The organism is Burkholderia sp. Ac-20365, assembly GCF_017104715.1.
Lineage (GTDB): Bacteria > Pseudomonadota > Gammaproteobacteria > Burkholderiales > Burkholderiaceae > Paraburkholderia.
The window spans coordinates 34,580-54,850 of record NZ_JAAGPI010000030.1 but is presented as its reverse complement, the minus strand read 5'-3'; the positions used below and the strand labels follow the sequence as shown (position 1 = coordinate 54,850).

The following is a 20,271-nucleotide window of genomic DNA, read 5'->3' as shown; positions in this document are numbered from 1 at the left end:
TCGCGTTATCGCCAGCCAAGGCGCGTTTCGATGCGGGCCGCGACGCTCTGCACGGCCTGCGCATAACGCTCGGTGCCTTGTTCCGCTTTTGCTTCGGGCATCACGATCGAAATCGTGAAGACGCAGGCGCCCGCGCGATTCATCACGGGTGCCGCGAGACACGCCACCGACGCATCCGATTCCCCGATCTGGATCGACAGCCGCTCGCCGAGCGCTTGCCGCGCGTTGTTCGCGAGCACGTCGGGGCGCGTTTCCGCGCGGCCGGTCGGCGACGGCTGCGCATACTGCCTGAAGAACGCGGTGCATTCGGCGGCGGACAGATGGCCGGCGAGCAGTCTTCCCGAGGCGGTCCAGTTCACCGGCACGCGACTTCCCACACGCGAGGTCACGCGGAAATGGCCCGGACCTTCCGCCATCTGCAGCACGACCATCATCCCTTCTTCGAGTCCGCAAACCTGCACCGTCTCCTCGACTTCCGCCGACAGCCGCTGCATCTCTTCATTTGCCACAGCCAGATAGTCGAGCGAACTCGCGTATGTCAGGCCATAACCGTAGAGCCGCGAGCCGAGCCAGATCGCCCCGTCCGCCGCGCGCGACAGCAGGTTCTTCTCGACCATGTCGTTGATGATCGAATAGACCGTCGACAACGGCGCGTTCACGCGATGCGCGATTTCATACGCTGTAGCCGGTTTGCCGGCGTCCTGCAGCGCGTCGAGAATCTGCACCGCGCGGTCGAGCGCGCTGGTGCGCGTGCGAGGCGCGGCGGCCTCGGCGGCCGGGCGCGCGTCGGCATTGTCCGGCGTCTGGGATGCCGCGGTGGAACGGGACGGTCGTGCCATGTAGTCCTCGGATAGGGATGTTTTTGTCCAGTTGACGCCAGGACATTGTATGTTAGACTCATCCACAATTACAACATATATTCCTTAATTAAGGAATACTGGATCCGGAGGCGCTGACATGGACATCCGCTCTCGATTAGGCTTACGCCCCGTCATCAATGTCTCGGGCACGATGACGAGTCTGGGCGCGTCCAGCGTGGGCGCAGCCGTGATCGATGCCGTCGCGGAGATCCTGCCGCAGTTCGTCGAGATCGACGATCTGCAGCGCAAGGCGTCGGCCGTGATCGCGCAGGCGTGCGGCAGCGAGAGCGGCTACGTGACGGCTTCGTGCTCGGCGGCCATCACGTTGAGCATTGCGGCCACCATGACGGGCGACGACCTCGGTCTGATCGAACGTCTGCCGGATACCACGGGCTTGCGCAACGAAGTCGTCGTGCAGACGGGCCATCTCGTCAATTATGGCGCACCCGTCGATCAGGCGATCCGGCTCGCGGGCGCGCGCGTCGTGCAGGTCGGCGCGGCCACGGAAGCACATGGCTATCAACTGGCGTCGGCGCTCAGTGAACGCACCGCGGCCGCATTGTATGTCGTCTCGCATCACACCGTGCAGTTCGGCATGATTCCCCTCGAAGAATTTATCGAAGTCGCGCACGCGAAGGGCGTGCCCGTGATCGTCGACGCTGCGTCCGAGTACGATCTCACGCGCTTCATCGCTGCGGGCGCGGACCTCGTGCTGTATTCGGCGCACAAGTTTCTGGGCGGATTGACGGCGGGCATCGTCGCGGGAAAGAAGGCGCTGGTGCGGGCCGCGTATTTTCAGAACGGCGGCATCGGGCGCGGGATGAAGGTCGGCAAGGAAGGCGTGGTCGGCGCGATTGCGGCGCTGGAACAATGGCGCACGCGTGACCACGCCGCAGTACGCGCAACCGAGCGCGGCTACCTGACGCTGTGGCGCGAAACGCTGAACCGCCAGGCAGGTGTGTGGGCCGAGATAGAAGCCGATCCGACGGGCAATCCGCTCGACCGCCTGAAACTGCATATCGACCGGAACGCCGCGCGCATCAGCGCCTGGGATCTCGCCGATGCGCTTGCGCGCCCGCAAGACGGCGAACAGCCTGTGATCGTGCGCGACCACGAAGCCGAACTCAATTTTTTCTACCTCGATCCGTGCAACCTGCACGCGGGCGAAGAGCATATCGTGCTCGCGCGGATCGTGGCTGAACTCGAGCGCGCGCAGGCATCGCCTGAACCGCTCGTCACGCCGTTTCATCGCCGCGATGCGCGCAAGATTGCAGCGCGCCGCGCATGGCCGGATTGATCGCTATAAGTCAAACGCGCCGCACTAAACCGGTTCACTGCTAGTTTCAACGGTCTGAAACGACCGATGCACCTTTTCGAAGGTGCCGCTTCGTCACGTCTGTTTAGGATACCTGAAGTCATTGGAGCAGCCATTCATCCAGTGGCTTTTACTTCAACCAGAGGAAACCACGATGTATAAGAATATTGCCCGCACAGCCATTGCAGTCGCTGTTGCCGGACTCGGCGTGCAAGCCGCCCACGCGCAAAGCAGCGTCACGCTGTACGGCATCGTCGATGCCGGCTTTACGTACACGAACAACCAGAAGGGCGAGCACAACATCCAGGCGACGCAGGGCAACGTGCAGGGCTCGCGCTGGGGCCTGCTCGGCACGGAAGATCTGGGCGGCGGCAACAAGGTGCTGTTCCGCCTCGAAAACGGCTTCAGCCTGGAGACGGGCGCAGCGGGTCAGGGCGGCCGTCTGTTCGGCCGCAGCGCATGGGTCGCGCTGCAGAACAGCAAGGCGGGCACGATCACGCTGGGCCGTCAGTACAACAGCGTGCAGGACTATCTGTCGAATCTGCAGGCCAACGGCGTCGGCGCGCTGAGCCAGTATGGCAACGCGGTCTACGACAACGATGATCTGAACAACACGTACCGCACCAGCAACGCAGTGAAGTACACGACGCCGACCATCGCGGGCTTCACGGCGAACGCAATGTACGCGTTCTCGAACACGGCAGGCGACTTCGCGAACAACCGCGCGTGGAGCGTCGGCGCGGACTACGTGAACGGTCCGCTGCGTCTCGATGCGGCGTACTCGCTCGTCAACCAGCCGGCGACGAACACGACGGGCGCAGCGCCCTCGGACAACTACTACAGCACGAGCTCGTCGATCATCAGCAACGTGAAGCGCAACCAGGTATGGGGCGCCGGCGGTGCCTACACGCTCGGCCCGGCAACACTTGCGCTGCTGTACACGAACTCGCACTTCGACATCATCGCGGGCGGCAGCCTGCACTTCCAGAACTACGAAGCGATGATCAAGTACCAGGCGACGCCCGCCACGCTCGTCACGCTCGGCTACATCTACACGCTGCAGAACAGCAGCGCGGCGACGGCGAAGAACGCGCACTACAACCAGGTCGCACTGGGCGGCGAGTACTTCCTGTCGAAGACGACCGACCTGTACCTGAACGGTATCTATCAGCGTGCGTCGGGCGCGAATGCATGGGTTGAAGGCATTACGAATCCGTCTAGCAATCAAGGCCAGTTCGTGACCGTGGCAGGCATTCGCCACAAGTTCTAAGGCCTGCATGGCAACCCGGCACCGGCCGCGCCATCGCAGCGCGTCCGATGCCTGTTGTCGATCCCTCATATCAGGAGCAATCATGGCGACCGTCACCGGCAGTCTGCTACTTGTCTATGCATTGATCGCGATCATCGCACTCGTCGTGCTGATCGCGCGCTTCAAACTGAATCCGTTCATCACGCTGATGGTGGTGTCGGTGGCGCTCGCGCTGGCCGTCGGCATGCCGATGACGTCGATTCTCAAGTCGTTCGAAACAGGCGTGGGCGGCACGCTCGGCCACATCGCGATCGTCGTCGGGCTCGGCACGATGCTCGGCAAGATGATGGCAGAATCGGGCGGCGCTGAGCGTATCGCGCGCACGCTGATCGACCTGTTCGGACCGAAGAACGTGCACTGGGCGATGATGTGTATCGCGTTCCTGGTCGGTCTGCCCGTGTTCTTCGAAGTCGGCTTCGTGCTGCTGATTCCGATTGCGTTCAACGTCGCGCAGCGCACGGGCACGTCGATGATTCGCGTCGGCATTCCGATGGTCGCGGGTCTGTCCGTCGTGCACGGTCTGATTCCGCCGCACCCGGCCGCGTTGCTCGCTGTGACCGCGTATGGCGCGGATATCGGCCATACGATTTTTTATGCGCTGATCGTCGGCATTCCGACTGCTGCTATCGCAGGCCCGCTGTTTTCGAAGCTGATTGCGCGGGTCGTCGTGCTGGAAGGCGTGAACCCGATGGCGCAACAGTTCATCGAGCAGGATGCGAAGCGCGCCAACCAGGCACTGCCCGGTTTTGGCATCACGCTCTTGACGGTGCTGTTGCCCGTGCTGTTGATGCTGGTGGGCAGTTGGGCTGATCTGATCGTGACGCCCAAAACGACGGCCAACGACGTACTGCATCTGATCGGTCATCCCGACATGGCGCTGCTGCTCGCCGTGCTGTTGAGCTTCTATACGTTCGGCACGACGCGCGGCTTCGGGCGTGAGCAGATTCTCAAGTTCACCAACGAGTGTCTCGCACCGACGGCCAGCATCACGCTCGTGGTTGGCGCGGGTGCGGGCTTCGGGCGCATTCTGATCGACAGCGGCGCATCGAAGGCGATCGTCGATGTCGCGACGGGCGCGCACGTGCCGCTGCTGATTCTCGCGTGGCTGGTCGCCGCGCTGATTCGCGTCGCGACGGGTTCGGCGACGGTCGCGATGGCGACGGCTGCGGGCATCATCGCGCCGATCGCGGCTGCGGCGGCATCGACGGCGACCGGCGTGCGCCCCGAATTGCTGGTGCTGGCGACGGGCGCGGGCTCGCTGATCCTGTCGCATGTGAACGACGGCGGCTTCTGGCTCGTGAAGGAATACTTCGGCATGACCGTGCCGCAGACCTTCAAGACATGGACCGTGTGCGAAACGATCATTTCCGTGACGGCGTTGCTGTTGACGCTGGGTGTCGCCACTGTGGTGTGAGTTTCACCGGGCAACGCTCGTTGCCCGCACAACCTGAGTCGTAACGGCTGGCAAGCGGACGCTTGCCAGCCGGTGAGGCGGCGTTCAAAGCCTCGAACGCCCGCCTGCCAATCTGCCTCGCGCTTCCTGTTCGTGCGCACGTATCCTCGCGCACTACATTCGAAAACCATACTCCCCTCAATTCACCGCGAATAATGCGAATCCGCATTGCATTGTTAAATCCCGTTTAAACCGTTTAATGCAAGCTGAATTGAAAATATCAATGCCGCATAAACGAATGGCTTAATCGGCATTAAAACGTTGACGACCAGAAAATCAAAGAAATACTTTGTAAGCACGATTGTCTTTGTATAAGCTTTGGTAGCGAAAGAAGTAAACAAACATAACTGAGAGACAATGCTACCGAGGGGTTTCCGAATGCGCTATTTCTGACCGATTCCAGTCTTCGAATAAATATCCGTTCCAGTCAGGTGGCATTCACGGTGCACTCTTGATGCGCGCCGGAATTCTGCTCGTCCCTTGATCGGCATAATCGCCGCAAATATTGCCTGTCGATATTCGACCGGGCAGGGGCGATTTTGCCTGTTTAAAACAGACGGATATTTCCTGATTTCAGTCGATTCACGTCCTGAGGGGGATTCCGTGAAACGCGTTATCGGTCGACATATATTCAGACTGCAAAAGACGGTAATTGCGGCAACCGTATTTCTTGCGTTCATGCTCGCGGGCATGCGTAACGTAGAAGCAGTCTGCTCGGCTGCCGGTTCTGTCGTCACCTGTTCGGGCGCGGCCAATCCTCTTGCGCCGAGCTACTCGAATAGCGCCAATAACCTGACCGTCAACGCTGCCTCGGGCAGCTCGCTTGGCGTACTGCTGGGCGTCGGTGGAACGGCGCTCACGCTCACGGGCAACAACGTCACCCTGAACAACGCGGGTGTGATCGATCCTTCGCTGCTTGGCGCGATCAGTCTGTTGTCGTCGGGCACGGTGATCGGCAATGCGGCGGCCAGCACCGTCAATGTAACGAACAGCGGCACGATGAACGGGACCACGGGCGCGCTCGGCGTCAACCTGTCGGGTCTGACGGGGCTCGCGCTTGCCGTGCAGAACGGCACGGGCGGCGTCAGCAACATCACCAACAGCGGGCTGATGGGCTCGGCCACGCTCGCCGGTGTCACGCTCGGCGTCGGCGACACGGTGACGGCGGCTGTCTACGGCGGCGGGCAGGTCGTATTCACCAACACCAGTACGGGCACGATCAACGGCCGCGTCGCGTTCCAGGCGTCGGGCACGCCGGGCGCGGGCAATATGTTCACAAACGCTGGCACCATCGTCGGCAGCGTCTCGATGGGTGCGGGCAGTACCAATACGTTCACGGCACAAACGGGTTCGTCGGTGTCGGCGGGCACGGGTGCGTCGGGTAACGTGCTCGGCGTGGTCGGTATCAGTCTGGGTTTCGCGGCGGCGGGTGTCGTCGATGGCGGCGCGGGCGGCAACAACACGTTGCGCCTGCAACAGGGAGCGGGCGGCACCGGGCAGATCAGCACCTCGAACTACATCAACTTCAATCACCTCGCCGTCGATAGCGGCAACTGGACGCTGAACGGCGCATCAACTGTCGGCGATGCGACGCTTGCGTCGGGTTCGTCCGTCAGCATCGACAACAATGCCGGGTTGGGAACTGGCACGATCACATCGACGGGTGGCGCGATACAGGCGGCAACTGCCGGGCTGAACCTGAACAACACGTTATTGTTCGGCGCGGGCGGACTGACGGTGACGGGCGCCAACCCGATGACGCTATCGGGCGCGGCGAGCGGCAGCGGCGGTCTGACAAAAACCGGCACGGGCACGCTGACGCTGACGGGCAGCAACAGCTACACGGGCGGCACGAATCTGGGCGGCGGCGCACTGGTGCTGTCGAACAACGCGGCGCCTGGCAGCGGCGCAATCAACGTGAGCGCATCCAGTGCGCTCGATACCACCGCGGCAGGACTTTCGCTCGGCAATACCATCAATCTCGGCAGTGGCACGACGCTGAGTCTTGGCGGCAGCAACGCGCTGACGCTCGCGGGCGCGATCACGGGCAGCGGCGCACTCACGAAGAACGGCGCAGCGACATTGACGCTCACGGGCGCGAACACGTTCACTGGCCCAGCGACAGTCAACAGCGGCACGCTTGCGGTGAGCGGCGCAGGCACGTTGGCGCCAACCGGCTCGGTGATATTGAACTCAGCGGGCAGCGCGCTCGACATCAGCGCAGCCGCCGCGAACCAGACGCTGGCCGAACTGTCGGGCAGCGGGAACGTGCTACTCGGCGCACGCACGCTGACATTCGGCGATGCAAACAATCTCGCGTTGAGCGGCACGATCAGCGGCACGGGCGGCATCGTCAAGCAGGGCACCGGCACACAAACGCTGAGCGGCGCGAATACCTACACAGGCGGCACCACGATCAACGCCGGCAAGCTGTCGCTGTCGGGCAGCGGCAGTCTTGCGACGGGCGGCGCGGTGAATCTCGCTGGCTCGAGTGCGCAATTCGATATCACGGCGGCAAGCGGCGCCCGCACGATCGGCGCGCTCTCGGGCGTGGCGGGCTCCAGTGTCCTGCTCGGCGCGAACACACTCACGTTCGGCGATGCGACAAATCAGAGCTTCGGCGGCACGATTGGCGGCACGGGTGGCATCGTCAAACAAGGCAGCGGCACGCAGACGCTGACGGGCGCGAACACCTATTCGGGCGGCACGACGATCAACGCCGGCACGCTCGCGCTCGGTGCGGGCGGCAGTCTTGCGGGAAGCGGCGCGCTCAATCTGGCCAACGTCGGCACGGCCTTCGATGTCAGCGGCGCGACGGGCGCGCAGACGATCGGCGCGCTAACGGGCGTAACAGGCAGCACGGTCACGCTCGGCGCCAACACGCTCGTATTCGGCGACGCGACGAATCGCACGTTCGGCGGAACGATCAGCGGCACGGGCGGCATCGTCAAACAAGGCACGGGCACGCAAACGCTGACAGCGGCGAACACCTACACAGGCGGCACGACGATCACGGCAGGCACGCTTGCACTGGGCGCAGGCTCGAGCCTCGCGGCATCGGGTGGCGTGACGCTCAGCGGCGCGAGCGCCGGGTTCGATATCAGCGCATCGGGCGCAAATCAGACGATCGGTGCGCTAGCGGGCGCGGCGGGCAGCGTGGTGCTCGGCGCGAACACGCTGACCTTCGGCGTCGCGACTAGCCAGAGCTTTGGCGGCACGATTAGCGGGACGGGCGGCATCGTCAAGCAGGGCAGCGGCACGCAAACGCTGACGGGAGCGAATACCTTCACAGGTAGTGCAAACGTCAACGCGGGCACGCTTGCGCTCGCAGGCGCGGGCGCACTGGCGGCTGCGAACAACGTAACGCTCGCCAATGCGGGAAGCGGCTTCGACATCAGCGGCGCAAGCGGCAACCGGACGATCGGCGTATTGAACGGCGTCGCGGGCAGCGCGGTGTCGCTGGGCAACCAGACGCTGACGTTCGGCGGCGCGACCAGTGGGAACTACGCGGGGACGATCGGCGGCACGGGTGGCATCGTCAAACAGGGCGCCGGCACGCAAACGCTGACGGGCGCGAACACCTTCACGGGCGGCACGACGATCGGAGCAGGCACGCTCGCGCTCGGCGCTGGCGGAAGCCTCGCGGCGAGTGGCGGCGTGACGCTCGCAGGCGCAGGCGCGGTGTTCGACATCGGCGCCGCGACGGGGCCGCAAACTATTGGCGCGTTATCGGGCGTGACGGGCAGCACGGTTTCGCTCGGGGCGAACACACTGACGTTCGGCGACACGGGCAACCACGTTTTCAGCGGCACACTGACGGGCACGGGCGGCATCGTCAAGCAGGGCAGCGGCGTCGCGACGCTGGCAGGTGCGAACAGTTATAGCGGCGGCACGTCGCTCAACGCCGGTGGCCTGATACTCGGCAACAATGGTTCGCTCGGCACGGGCGCGCTGTCGGTGAATGGAACGGCCACACTCGATAACAGCGCCGCGCTGACGCTCGCCAACAACGTCATGCTGAATGGCGGCCTATCTGTGCTCGGCTCGAACAATCTGTTGCTGGGCGGCTCGCTATCGGGTGCTGGCAGCCTCACGAAGAATGGCGCAGCGACGCTGACGTTGACCGGCGCGAACACCTTCACAGGGCCGGCGACCGTCAATGCCGGGACGCTCGCGCTATCGGGTGGAGGTAACCTGTCGTCATCGACGGATGTGAACCTCGCGAACGCTGGCGCTGCGTTCGATGTCAGTGCCGCGACGAATGCGCCTGTGATCGGCGTGCTCAACGGCGTGAATGGCACGAGCGTGACGCTCGGCGCGAACACACTGACGCTCGGCAATGCGAACAATGGCACGTTTGGCGGCTCGATTGGCGGCACGGGCGGCATCGTCAAGCAGGGCAGCGGCGTCGAAACGTTCACAGGCACAAACACCTACACAGGCGGTACGACGATCGCGGATGGCACGCTCGCCATCGGCGCAGGCGGCAGTCTCGCTGCGGGCGGCGGTGTGGCGCTTGCGGGCGCTGGCACAACGTTCGATATCAGCAATGCTGGCGCGAACCAGACTATCGGCGCGCTCTCGGGCGTGGCAGGCAGCGCGTTGTCGCTCGGCGCAAATACGTTGAGTTTCGGCGATGCGACCAATCAGAGCTTCGATGGCACGATCGGCGGCACGGGCGGCATCGTGAAGAACGGCGCGGGCGTCGAAACGCTGACGGGCGCAAATACCTTCAGCGGCGGCACGACGCTCAATGCGGGCGGACTCGTACTCGGCAACGACGCCGCGCTCGGCAGCGGCTTGCTGACGGTGGGCGGCGCGAGCACGCTCGACACGACAGCCGCCGCGACGCTCGGCAACAACGTCGTGCTGAACGCCGGTCTGACCGTGCTCGGCACGAACGATCTGACGCTAAACGGCGCAATTTCCGGCACGGGCGGCCTGACGAAAGACGGCGCCGCCACGCTCACGCTGAACGGCGCAAACAGCTACACGGGCGGCACGCAGGTCAACGCCGGCACGCTCGCGCTCGGCGCGAATGCGAGCCTGGCTGCGAGCGGCGTCGTCAACGTCGTGACGGGCGCGACCTTCGATCTGTCGGCGGGTAATGGCTTGCAGACGTTCGGCACGCTGACGGGCGGCGGCAACGTGATTCTCGGCGCGAACGCGTTGACGCTCGGCAGTTCGACGGACGGCACGTTCAGCGGCTCAATCGGCGGCAGCGGAAGTCTCGTGAAAGTCGGCACGGGCACGGAGACATTGACGGGTAACAACACCTTCACAGGCGGCACGGCAATCGACGCAGGCACACTCGCGATCGGCGCAGGCGGCAGTCTTGCTGCAACGGGCGGCGTCACGCTGAACGGTATTGGCTCGGTGTTCGACATCAGCAGCGCGGGCGCGGATCAAACCGTCGGCGCACTCTCCGGCGTGAACGGCAGCACGATCGCGCTCGGCGCGAACACGCTGACTTTCGGCGACGGGACATCGCAGACACTAGGCAGCACGATTACGGGCACAGGCGGCATCGTCAAGACGGGCAGCGGCACCGAGACGCTGACGGGCGCGAACACCTTCACAGGCAGCACGACGATCGAGGACGGCACACTCGCGCTCGGCGCAGGCGGAAGCCTCGCGTCGTCGAGCGGCGTCGCGCTGAACGGCGCAAGCTCCATCTTCGATATCAGCGCGTCAGGTGGCAATCAGACGATCGGCGCGCTGTCGGGCGTCGCGGGCAGCACGATCGCGCTGGGTACGAACACGCTGAGCTTCGGCGACGCCAGTGACCAGATCTTCGCGGGCTCGATGGGTGGCTCGGGCGGCATCGCCAAGCTAGGCAGCGGCACGGAAACATTGACGGGCGCAAACACCTACACCGGCAGCACGACGATAAACGGCGGCACGCTTGCGCTGGCGGACGCGGGCAAACTGTGGTCGACGACCGATGTGAATCTGGCGAATGCGGGCGCAGCTTTCGATATCAGCGCAGCGGATGGCGCCCGCACGATCGGCGGACTCGCCGGCGTGGCGGGCACGAATGTCACGCTGGGTGCCAACACGCTAAGCTTCGGCAGCGCGGGCAACAGCACGTTCTCGGGCGCGATCGACGGTACGGGCGGGATCGTCAAGCAAGGTGCCGGGACAGAAACGTTGACGGGCGCAAATACCTACACGGGCAACACGACCATCAACGCTGGGACGCTCGCGCTCGGCGCAGGAGGAAGCCTTGCTGCGACGGGCGCGGTGAATGTCGCGGGCGCCGGCGCGGCGTTCGATATCAGCGGCGCCGCCGCTAACCAGACGATCGGCTCGCTTGCGGGCGCGGCGGGCAGCACGGTCGCGCTCGGCGGCAACTCGCTGACATTCGGCGATGCGTCGGACCAGACCTTTGCGGGCGCCATCACGGGTACGGGCGGCATCGTGAAGAACGGGTCGGGCGTCGAGACGCTGACGGGCGCGAGCACTTATAGCGGCGGCACGACGCTCAATGCGGGCGGACTCGTGGTTGGCAATAACGCCGCGCTCGGCACGGGCGCGCTGACGGTTGGCGGCGCGAGCACGCTCGACAGCAGCACGGCGACCGCGCTCGCCAACAACGTCGTGCTGAATGCGGGCTTGACCGTGCTTGGCACGAACGACCTGACGCTGAACGGCGCGATCTCGGGCACGGGTGGCCTGACAAAAGACGGCGCGGCAACACTTACGCTGAACGGCACCAACACATACACCGGCGGCACGCAGGTCAACGCAGGCACGCTTGCACTCGGTGCGAATGCGAGCCTCAATGCAAGCGGTATCGTCAACGTTGCGGATGGCGCGACCTTCGATCTGTCGGCGGGCAACGGCCAACAAGTCTTCGGCACATTGACGGGCGGCGGCGCGGTCAATCTCGGCGCGAACGTGCTGACACTCGGCGATGCGAACAACGGCACGTTCAGCGGATCGATTGCCGGAACAGGCAGCCTCGTGAAAGTCGGCTCAGGCACGGAAACGTTGACGGGACAGAACACCTTCACAGGCGGCACGACGATCAACGACGGCACGCTTGCACTCGGCGCGGGCGGCAGTCTTGCATCGACGGGCAGTGTGACGCTCAACAGCGTCAACACGCATTTCGACATCAGCGGATCGGATGCGAACCAGACGATCGGCGCGCTCGCGGGCGCAGGCGGCACCGTCGAACTCGGCGGGAACACGCTGACTTTCGGCGATGCATCGAACCAGATTTTCAGCGGCGCGATCAACGGGACGGGCGGCATCGTCAAAACCGGCAACGGCACCGAGACACTCACGAATGCAAATACCTACACAGGCGGCACGACGATCGATGCAGGCACGCTCGCGCTATCGGGCGGCGGCAGTCTCGCATCGACGGGTGCCGTGAACATCGCCGGCGCGGGTGCGGGTTTCGACATCAGCGGCGCAGCGGGCAATCAGACCATCGCGGCGCTGGCCGGCGCGGCAGGCAGCACGCTGTCGCTCGGTGCGAACACGCTGAGTTTCGGCGATGCGTCGAACCAGACGCTTGCCAGCACCGTCAGCGGAACGGGCGGGCTCGTGAAGAACGGTACAGGCGTTCAAACGCTGTCGGGCGCGAATACCTATAGCGGCGGCACGACGCTCAACGCAGGCGGACTCGTAGTCGGCAATAACGCGGCGCTCGGCACGGGCACGCTGACCGTCGCCGGCGCGAGCACGCTCGACAGCAGCACCGCGACGACGCTCGCCAACAACGTCGTGCTCAATGCAGGCTTGACCGTGTCCGGCACTACTGATCTGACGCTGAACGGCGCAATTTCCGGCGCAGGCGGGCTGACGAAAGACGGCGCAGCGACGCTGACGCTGAACGGCATGAACACCTACACGGGCGGCACGCAGATCAACGCCGGCACGCTGGCGCTCGGCGCGAACGCGAGCCTCGCGTCGACCGGTATCGTCGATGTCGCGAATGGCGCGACCTTCGATCTGTCCGCAGGCAATGGCGCGCAGACCTTCGGCACACTGACGGGCGGCGGCACGATCAATCTCGGCGCGAACACGCTGACACTCGGCGATGCAGGCAACGGCACGTTCTCAGGCGGGATCGCTGGCACAGGCGGTCTCGTGAAAGCGGGTACCGGCACGGAAACGCTGACGGGCACGAACACGTACACAGGCCCGACGACCATCAACGCAGGCACGCTCGCGCTAGGCGGCTCTGGCACGCTGTCGGCTTCGACCAACGTCAATCTCGCGAACGCCGGCAGCGCGTTCGACATCAGCGGCGCGACGGGTACGCCGACTATCGGTTCGCTGTCGGGCGGAACGGGGACGAACGTGGCACTCGGCGCGAATACGCTGACGCTCGGCGGCGGATCGGATGGCGCGTTCAGCGGTACGATCGGCGGCACGGGTGGACTCGTGAAGGCAGGCAACGGCACGCAGAGCCTGCTGACGGCGAATACTTACACAGGCGGCACGACGCTCGCAGGCGGCACGCTGATCGTCGGCAGCAATGCGGCGCTCGGCAGCGGCGCGCTGACCGTCGCTTCGCCTGCAACACTCGATGCCAGCACGCCCGTCAACCTCGCGAACGCCGTCGTGCTGAACGCGACGGCGACAGTCGGCGGCAGCGCGGACACGACGCTGTCGGGCGTTGTGTCGGGCGCGGGCGGCTTCATCAAGAACGGTGCGGCGAACCTGACGCTCGCCAACGACAACACCTACGCCGGCGGCACCGTCGTCAACGACGGCACGCTGACGCTCGCGTCGAGCGGCGCGCTCGGCACAGGCGGGCTGTCGATGAATGGCGGCACGCTCAACCTCAGCGGCTCGTCGGCGCCCCTGCATCTCTTCCTCGCGTCGTTGAACGGCGTGTTGGGTGCGTCGATCAATCTCGGCAACGCCGAGTTGACCGTCACGGGCGGCGGCACGTTCGCGGGCACGCTGTCGGGCACGGGCGCTGTCACCAAGGCCGGCACCGATACGCTGACGCTGAGCGGCGCGAACACCTACAGCGGACCGACCACGGTGTCGTCGGGCACGCTTTCGGTGACGGGTTCCGCCGCGAACTCGACGGTGACCGTGCAGCCTGGCGCGACATTGACAGGCACAGGCACGATCGGCGGGCTGATCGTGCGCAATGGCGCGATGGCGGTGGCCGGTCAGCCGGGCCGGAGTCTGAACGTGATCGGCAGCGTGCTGTTCGAGCAGGGTTCGAACCTGAACGTCGCGGCCACGCCTGCGCAAACGGGCGTGGTGGCATCGACGGGCGACGCGACGCTCGCAGGCGGCAACGTGCAGGTGGTGGCCGGCCACGGCGTCTATACACCATCGACAAGCTATACGATCGTCAGCGCGAGCCAGGGCGTGAACGGCACGTTCGAAGGCGTCACATCGAACCTCGCGTTCCTCACGCCGACGCTCAGCTATGACGCGACTCACGTCTACATCAGCATGACGCCGAACGGCACGGCGTTTTCATCGGTGGCGACGACGAAGAACGAAACGGCCGTCGCGACCGCGCTGGCCACGCTGCCCGACACCGGCACGCTGATCCCCGCGTTGCTCTCGACGGATGTGCCGACCGCGCGCGTCGCCTTCAATCAGCTCGACGGCGAACTGCACGCGAGCACGAAGAGCATGCTGCTGATCGACAGCCGTTATCTGCGCGATGCGGTGACGGACCGTGTCAGGCAAGGTCTTGCGCCGTCGAGCGGCCCGCTTGCCGCGATGTCGTCGGGTACTGCGCAGTGCGACAGCCGCGCCGTGCAAGGCGCGTTGCCCGCCGCCGATGCGTGCTCCGATTCGCGCCCGTATCAGCCTGTTGTGTGGGCGCAGGCATATGGCGCGGACAGCCGGCTGGCGGGTAACGGCGGCGCGTCGGGCATCGACCGCACGACGACGGGTTTTATCGGCGGCGCGGATATGGCGCTGAACGACAGATGGCGCATCGGTGTCGCAGGCGGCTTCGGACATAGCTCGCTCGACAACGATCTGAGTTCGTCGGCATCCGTCGACAGCTATCACGTCGCGATGTACGGCGGCGCGCAATACGGGCCGATCGGCGTGCGGCTCGGCGCGGCGTATTCATGGAATGACGTGAGCATGGACCGCTATCCGAACTTCACGGGCTTCACCGATCACACCAGCGCCGATTACACGGCGAAAACGGCACAGGTGTTCGGCGAAGTCGGCTATGCAGTGCCGTTCGACCGCTTTGCGATCGAGCCGTTCGCGGGGCTTGCCTACGTGAACCTGCATACGGACGGCTTCACCGAGAGCGGTGGCGAAAGCGCACTGCGCAGCAACGGCGAGACCGACAACATCGGCTTTTCGACGCTTGGTCTGCGCGTGGCGACGCGTCTCGGCGAACTGCCGGGCGCCGTGTTCAGCGCGCACGCAATGGCTGGCTGGCGTCATGCGTTCGGCAACGCGCAGCCGACTTCGACGCTGGCGTTCGTCGGCGGCAGTTCGTCGTTCGATGTCGCGGGCGTGCCGATTGCGCGCGACAGCGCTGTGGTCGAACTGGGTGTCGATGCGAATCTCGCGAAGAACATGACGCTCGGCGTCGCGTATAGCGGCCAGTATGGCGGCGGCTCGCACGACAACGCGATTTCAGGCCGCTTCGCGTGGAAGTTCTGAACGTGCGGCGCGCCAGCTTCAGCGTGCGAAGCTGATCGGCGCGCCGCCGCCCGGATTGTCGACGATGCCCATTGGAACGCCGAAGATCTCTTCAAGCGTGCCGCACGAACTCTATCAGAGCGCGAGCGCGTTTATCTCGATGTTCAGGAAGGCGCTGGGCTACACGCCGCAGCGTTATCTGCGCAGACCGGAATGCGCTTGATGCAAGGCGTCTTCACGCAGCGGGCCGCGCGCCCGTCACGAAGTACGCGTGAATGCCGTGCGCAAAACGGTTCAGTTGCGTCGCAAGCGACTTGTTGGCACGTGTCAGCGCGTTGTAGCCGAGCACGGCGGGAATGGCGACGAACAAGCCGAACGCTGTCATGATCAGCGATTCGCCAACCGGGCCAGCGACACGATCGATACCAGCCTCGCCCGTAACGCCGATGGCAATCAGCGCGTGATAAATGCCCCAGACCGTGCCGAACAGACCGACGAACGGCGCGGTGCTGCCGATCGATGCGAGTATCGTCAGCCCCGTTTGCAGATGCGTGATGATGTCGTCCATCGTGTCTTTGAGACAGCGTGTGACCCAGTCGGAGATATCCATCGAATGCTGCAGATTGGATTGCGTAACCTGGTGATGTTCGATGGCTTCCTTGCCGGACAATGCCAGTGCCAGCAACACGTTCCCCGAATATGGCGACACGTCGCCGCCAAGCCGATGCAGGCCGGCTTCGAGATTGCCGGCGTGCCAGAACGAACGCTCGGTGGCGCGCGCGATACGGCTCAGGCGCATCACGTTCCATAGCTTGAGCACGATGACGATCCACGAGAGCAGCGACATCAGCAGCAGCGCGATGAGTATCCCGCGAGTCACGAAATCGCCTTGCTGCCAGACGTTCGCCAGGCCGTAGTGCTGCATGCTTGTTCTCCGTGGTGCGCGTCGGTACACGCTGGTGCCGCTCATATCGTAGCGCGAACCATGCGATCGTTCAGTGCAAGTGACCGCGACTTTCCGCCGCTGAAGGCACCTCACGCGCACCACAATGAAAAAGGGCCGTCGTGACTCACGCGGCCCCGCAGCGGCGACTACGTTGCGCGATGCGCGCATCAATGCATATACGCAACCCGTCGCGTTCTGGAGCGGACCACGATCCCCGCATTCAGCAGATTCAGCGCGAACCAGCGCATTACCTTGAGCGTATGTCCGACCGAGGCGGACGGAAGCCAGTGATTCAACAGATCCGCTGCCGCCGACGAATCCGTCGATTGCAGATAGGACAGCGTCTGAAGCAATAGCGCTTCGTCGCTGGCGATATCCGATGCGCAGCGGCAACGCGTATCCAGCGGGCGATGCGACGCATGCAGCAGTGCATGCATCATCAAGTCGAAGCAGTCGATGCCCGCCACGGCCAGCCCCGCGTCGGCGAGCACTTCCTGCCATTGCTGCCCCTGGCGCACGGAATCGCAGCGCGGCCGGAACCACGTACGCACGGCATTCAACACGAGTTGATCGCTCGCGTCGGGATAGTGAGTGAGGGCGTCTTCGCTGAGAGAGGCTTCGCGCAACGCAAAGGCCGGATAGTTCATCGTCACCTCGACAGGGTCATTGCTGGGCGGATCGAACGGGTTGCCACTCCCGCACATGGGCTTCACTGAATGGCCGGCGCGCAGGCTGGCCTTCCTTCTGCGGTGTGCCGACGAACAGAAAGCCGAGCAGGCGTTGGGCTGCATCGAGTCCGAGCGCGCGGTGCATGCCCGGTTCGTACGTGTCGACACCCGTCGCCCAGAAACCGCCATAGCCGTACAGATGAATCACGTTGAGCATGTTCATCGCGGCGGCGCCCACGCTCAACAGTTGCTCCAGTTCCGGCACGGACGACGACCGGTCGACGGCAGCCACGAGCGCGATGATCAGCGGCGCGGCCATCGCACGCTGCCGGCGATGTTCGTGCGCGCTGCGCGGTTCTTCCGGCGAGCGCGCGGCGGCAAGATCGACGAGTACGTCGCCGAATGCACGGCGCGCCTCGCCGCGAATGACGACGAAACGCCAGGGATGCAGGCGTCCATGATCCGGAGCGCGCATCGCGGCATCGAAGATGCGGGTCAACTCGGCCGGCGACGGCGCAGGTTCGGACAGCGGCCAGTGCGAGCGCCGCGACAGCAATTGCTCGATCGCGCGTTGCGCTGGAGCGGAATCGGCATCGGGCGTCGTGTGATCTGCGTGGTCTTCCAACGTGATTGAAGTCATGTGACGAGTGCGATAGGCGCGGGTATTCAGTGACGCCATGATGCGCTGGTTTTCGTCTAAATGCAAATCATTCGCATTTAGAAATCACGATTGTGCATCCCAAACCAAGACGCAAAACACGATGACCGGGACAGCCTCGTCTACAGCCGATGCCGTTCCCGCAAGATCTGCGAAGCCTGTGCAAGCGTGCGTAGTTTCGCCTCGGCAATCTGACTGCTATTGACGGGTGCATCGGCGAAGGTCGCAAATCCGCAGTCGGGATTGAAGAGCACGCGCTCGCGGCCGAACAGGTTGATTGCATGCTCGGCTTTGTGCAGGACATCGTCGAGCGATTCGACGTGTGCGTGCTTCTGGTTGCAGAGCCCCACACCAATGCGTTGCCTGTCCGGCAATTGACGCAACACGGCCATTTCGCCCGCACGCGGCGTGCACAGTTCGAGAAACAGCGTGCCGACGTTCAAGGCCGAAAGCGTGTCGATCAGCGGACGGTAATCGCCCGTCATGGCCTTGCTTTCATCCGTCGTCCAGTTGCCGCGGCACATGTGCATGGCCACGCGCTCCTGCGGGAATCCTGCGACCACGGCATTGAGCAGGTCGCGCGCAAAAGCGAGTTCGGCCTGTGAGTCGCCTTTCTCCGACAACGCGCCGCACATGAAACTGCGCTGGCTCGTCGTGCCAGAAAACGCGACCTCCGAGAGCACTGGCTCGTCGAACTGAACGAGCGCAGCGCCTCGCGCGAGTAGCGCGGCCAGTTCCTCGCGCAGCACTCTGACCACGTCGGCCGCGAGCGTCTCGCGGCTTTGATAGGCGCGGTCGGAGATGCACTCCATCCACATCGTGCGCGTCAGCAGATAGGGCCCTGGCAGCGCCACCTTGACGGGCTGTTCCGTCAGCCCGCGCACGTGGGCGAGTTCGTGCACAGCAAGCGGCTTGCTGCGCCCGAGCGGACCGAACACGGCGGGATGACGGACCTCGGCGGCAGGCACGTCGAGCGCGCGCAGCTCCTGCTCGAATGCCTGCGGATCGTCGACATAGGGCAGCAGGTCGGTCAGCGGAATCAGCTGACAGTTGTCCAGCAGGCCGCCGACGAAGCTCGCGTAGCTGTCGCGCCGCTGCTCGCCGTCGGTGACGACATCGACGCCTGCACGCAATTGCGCGCCGACGCAGAGTTGCACCGCGTCGTCTGCGCTGGCCTGGAAGCTCGCTTCGTCGAGCCGACCTTCCATGTGGTCATGCAGCGCTTCCAGCATCCAGCGCGGCCGCGGCCAGCTGCCGATACCCATCACCGACAGCGGCCGTATCGCAGGAGCGGATGCCGGAGAGGGCAACGAGGCGGGTATCGTGACGGGCACGAGCTCGATGGCACGCGGCTTCGATGCAGCCGATCTGTGCTCTTGCACCGCGCCGCCAGAGAACGCGCCCTTGCTCACGAGAAAGCTGCGCCGTTTGCCATCCTTTGTCCACGAAACGAGTTCGTTGCCCGTCATCCGGCACCAGGCGGGCAAGTCCGATTCGACCGAGGTTTCCGTCGACTGGATTTCGAGTAGCTGGCCGCGTTCGAGCGGGTCGATGTGCTTGCGGATCAGCAGCAGCAAGCCGTTGCCGCAATCGAGATCGCCGCCGTCGAAGCTGACGGCAGGCGTATGAACGTGCTGCACAGAAGGTTCCATCATGCCTGCTCCGTGGAAGATTCCAGTCCCGCTGTGCGGGCATAGAGACGTTGCGCGAGGCTATCGTCGAATGCGCTGACGGGGACGTCGAGTATCGTCGCGCCTTGCGCGAGTCCGACCACGCGATCCGCAAACTCTCGCGCCCAGCCCACCTGATGCAGACTGCACAGCACGGCCACGCCTTGCTCGCCGCAGCAGCGCCGCAGCAAGGTCAGAACTTCCGCACCGATGCCGGGATCGAGGCTCGCGACGGGTTCGTCGGCCACGATCAGGTCCGGTTGCTGAGCGAGTGCGCGGGCGATCGCCACGCGCTGCTGCTGTCCGCCCGACAGCGTATCGACACGCCGCATCGCGTAATCGAGCAGACCCACCCGTTCCAGCGATTCGAGCGCAAGCAGCCGGTCCGCGCGCGCGAATCGGCGCGAGATGCCGCGCCATGTATTCACATGCCCGAGTCGCCCCGCCAGCACGTTATCGAGCGCGCTAAGGCGCTGCACGAGATTGAAGCGTTGAAAAATCACTGCCACTTGCCTGCGTGCGCGGCGGCGCAGCGCGGCCACCGGCACGCCCGCTACTTCGATCGTGCCGCTGTCGATCGCATCGAGCCCGGCCACGCAGCGCAGCAGTGTGGTCTTGCCCGCGCCGCTCGCGCCCAGCAACGCGACGAATTCGCCCGACCCGACCGTCAGGCTGACGCTGTGCAACACGTGTACGCCGTGCAGACGCTTGTCGACGGATGAGACGTGAAGCGCAGGCACACGCTGCGCAATGCGGCGATGCGAGGGCGGTGTGGGCAGGTTCATGCGCG

The 20,271-nt window shown here is 64.6% G+C and carries 11 protein-coding genes; 5 read left to right on the top strand and 6 right to left on the bottom strand.

Annotated elements, in window-relative coordinates:
* Positions 1-5: 5 nt before the first annotated feature.
* A complete protein-coding gene (locus G3O01_RS33920) occupies positions 6-839 on the bottom strand; it encodes an IclR family transcriptional regulator (RefSeq protein WP_205811356.1) in 834 nt (277 codons plus the stop codon).
* Positions 840-957: 118 nt separating this feature from the next.
* Here G3O01_RS33920 and G3O01_RS33915 point away from each other — a divergent pair, with 118 nt between their 5' ends.
* The 5 genes from G3O01_RS33915 (at position 958) to G3O01_RS33895 (ending at position 15,762) form a co-directional block, all read left to right on the top strand.
* Positions 958-2,157, top strand: coding sequence for an aminotransferase class V-fold PLP-dependent enzyme (locus G3O01_RS33915; RefSeq protein WP_205811355.1), 1,200 nt, complete (start codon positions 958-960; stop codon positions 2,155-2,157).
* A 172-nt stretch (positions 2,158-2,329) separates the two neighbouring features.
* Positions 2,330-3,445: a porin gene (locus G3O01_RS33910; RefSeq protein ID WP_205811354.1), complete on the top strand. Its 1,116-nt coding sequence runs from the start codon at positions 2,330-2,332 to the stop codon at positions 3,443-3,445.
* A gap of 82 nt (positions 3,446-3,527) precedes the next feature.
* Entirely contained in the window at positions 3,528-4,898 is a 1,371-nt protein-coding gene (locus G3O01_RS33905) for a gluconate:H+ symporter (RefSeq protein ID WP_205811353.1), read from the top strand.
* A 642-nt stretch (positions 4,899-5,540) separates the two neighbouring features.
* Positions 5,541-15,560 (top strand): autotransporter-associated beta strand repeat-containing protein, encoded by a 10,020-nt coding sequence (locus G3O01_RS33900; RefSeq protein ID WP_346779240.1) that lies wholly within the window; start codon positions 5,541-5,543, stop codon positions 15,558-15,560.
* A gap of 64 nt (positions 15,561-15,624) precedes the next feature.
* A complete protein-coding gene (locus tag G3O01_RS33895; RefSeq protein WP_205811352.1) occupies positions 15,625-15,762 on the top strand; it encodes a hypothetical protein in 138 nt (45 codons plus the stop codon).
* A gap of 12 nt (positions 15,763-15,774) precedes the next feature.
* On the opposite strand, the gene G3O01_RS33890 is transcribed toward G3O01_RS33895, so the two are convergent.
* From G3O01_RS33890 to phnC, 5 genes are all read right to left on the bottom strand, one after another.
* The gene (locus G3O01_RS33890) at positions 15,775-16,464 is read right to left on the bottom strand and encodes a MotA/TolQ/ExbB proton channel family protein (protein ID WP_205811351.1); all 690 of its coding nucleotides are present in this window, start codon (positions 16,462-16,464) and stop codon (positions 15,775-15,777) included.
* Between the two features lie 188 nt (positions 16,465-16,652).
* A complete protein-coding gene (locus G3O01_RS33885; protein ID WP_205811350.1) occupies positions 16,653-17,132 on the bottom strand; it encodes a hypothetical protein in 480 nt (159 codons plus the stop codon).
* Positions 17,133-17,148: 16 nt separating this feature from the next.
* Complete coding sequence (locus G3O01_RS33880; protein ID WP_205811349.1) at positions 17,149-17,793, bottom strand: nitroreductase; 645 nt, start codon at positions 17,791-17,793, stop codon at positions 17,149-17,151.
* A gap of 140 nt (positions 17,794-17,933) precedes the next feature.
* Positions 17,934-19,466, bottom strand: coding sequence for a 5-methyltetrahydropteroyltriglutamate--homocysteine methyltransferase (locus G3O01_RS33875; protein ID WP_241024502.1), 1,533 nt, complete (start codon positions 19,464-19,466; stop codon positions 17,934-17,936).
* On the bottom strand, positions 19,463-20,266 hold the full coding sequence (gene phnC / locus G3O01_RS33870; protein WP_205811348.1) for a phosphonate ABC transporter ATP-binding protein: 804 nt from the start codon (positions 20,264-20,266) through the stop codon (positions 19,463-19,465). The genes G3O01_RS33875 and phnC overlap by 4 nt, the downstream gene beginning before the upstream one ends.
* Positions 20,267-20,271: the final 5 nt, after the last annotated feature.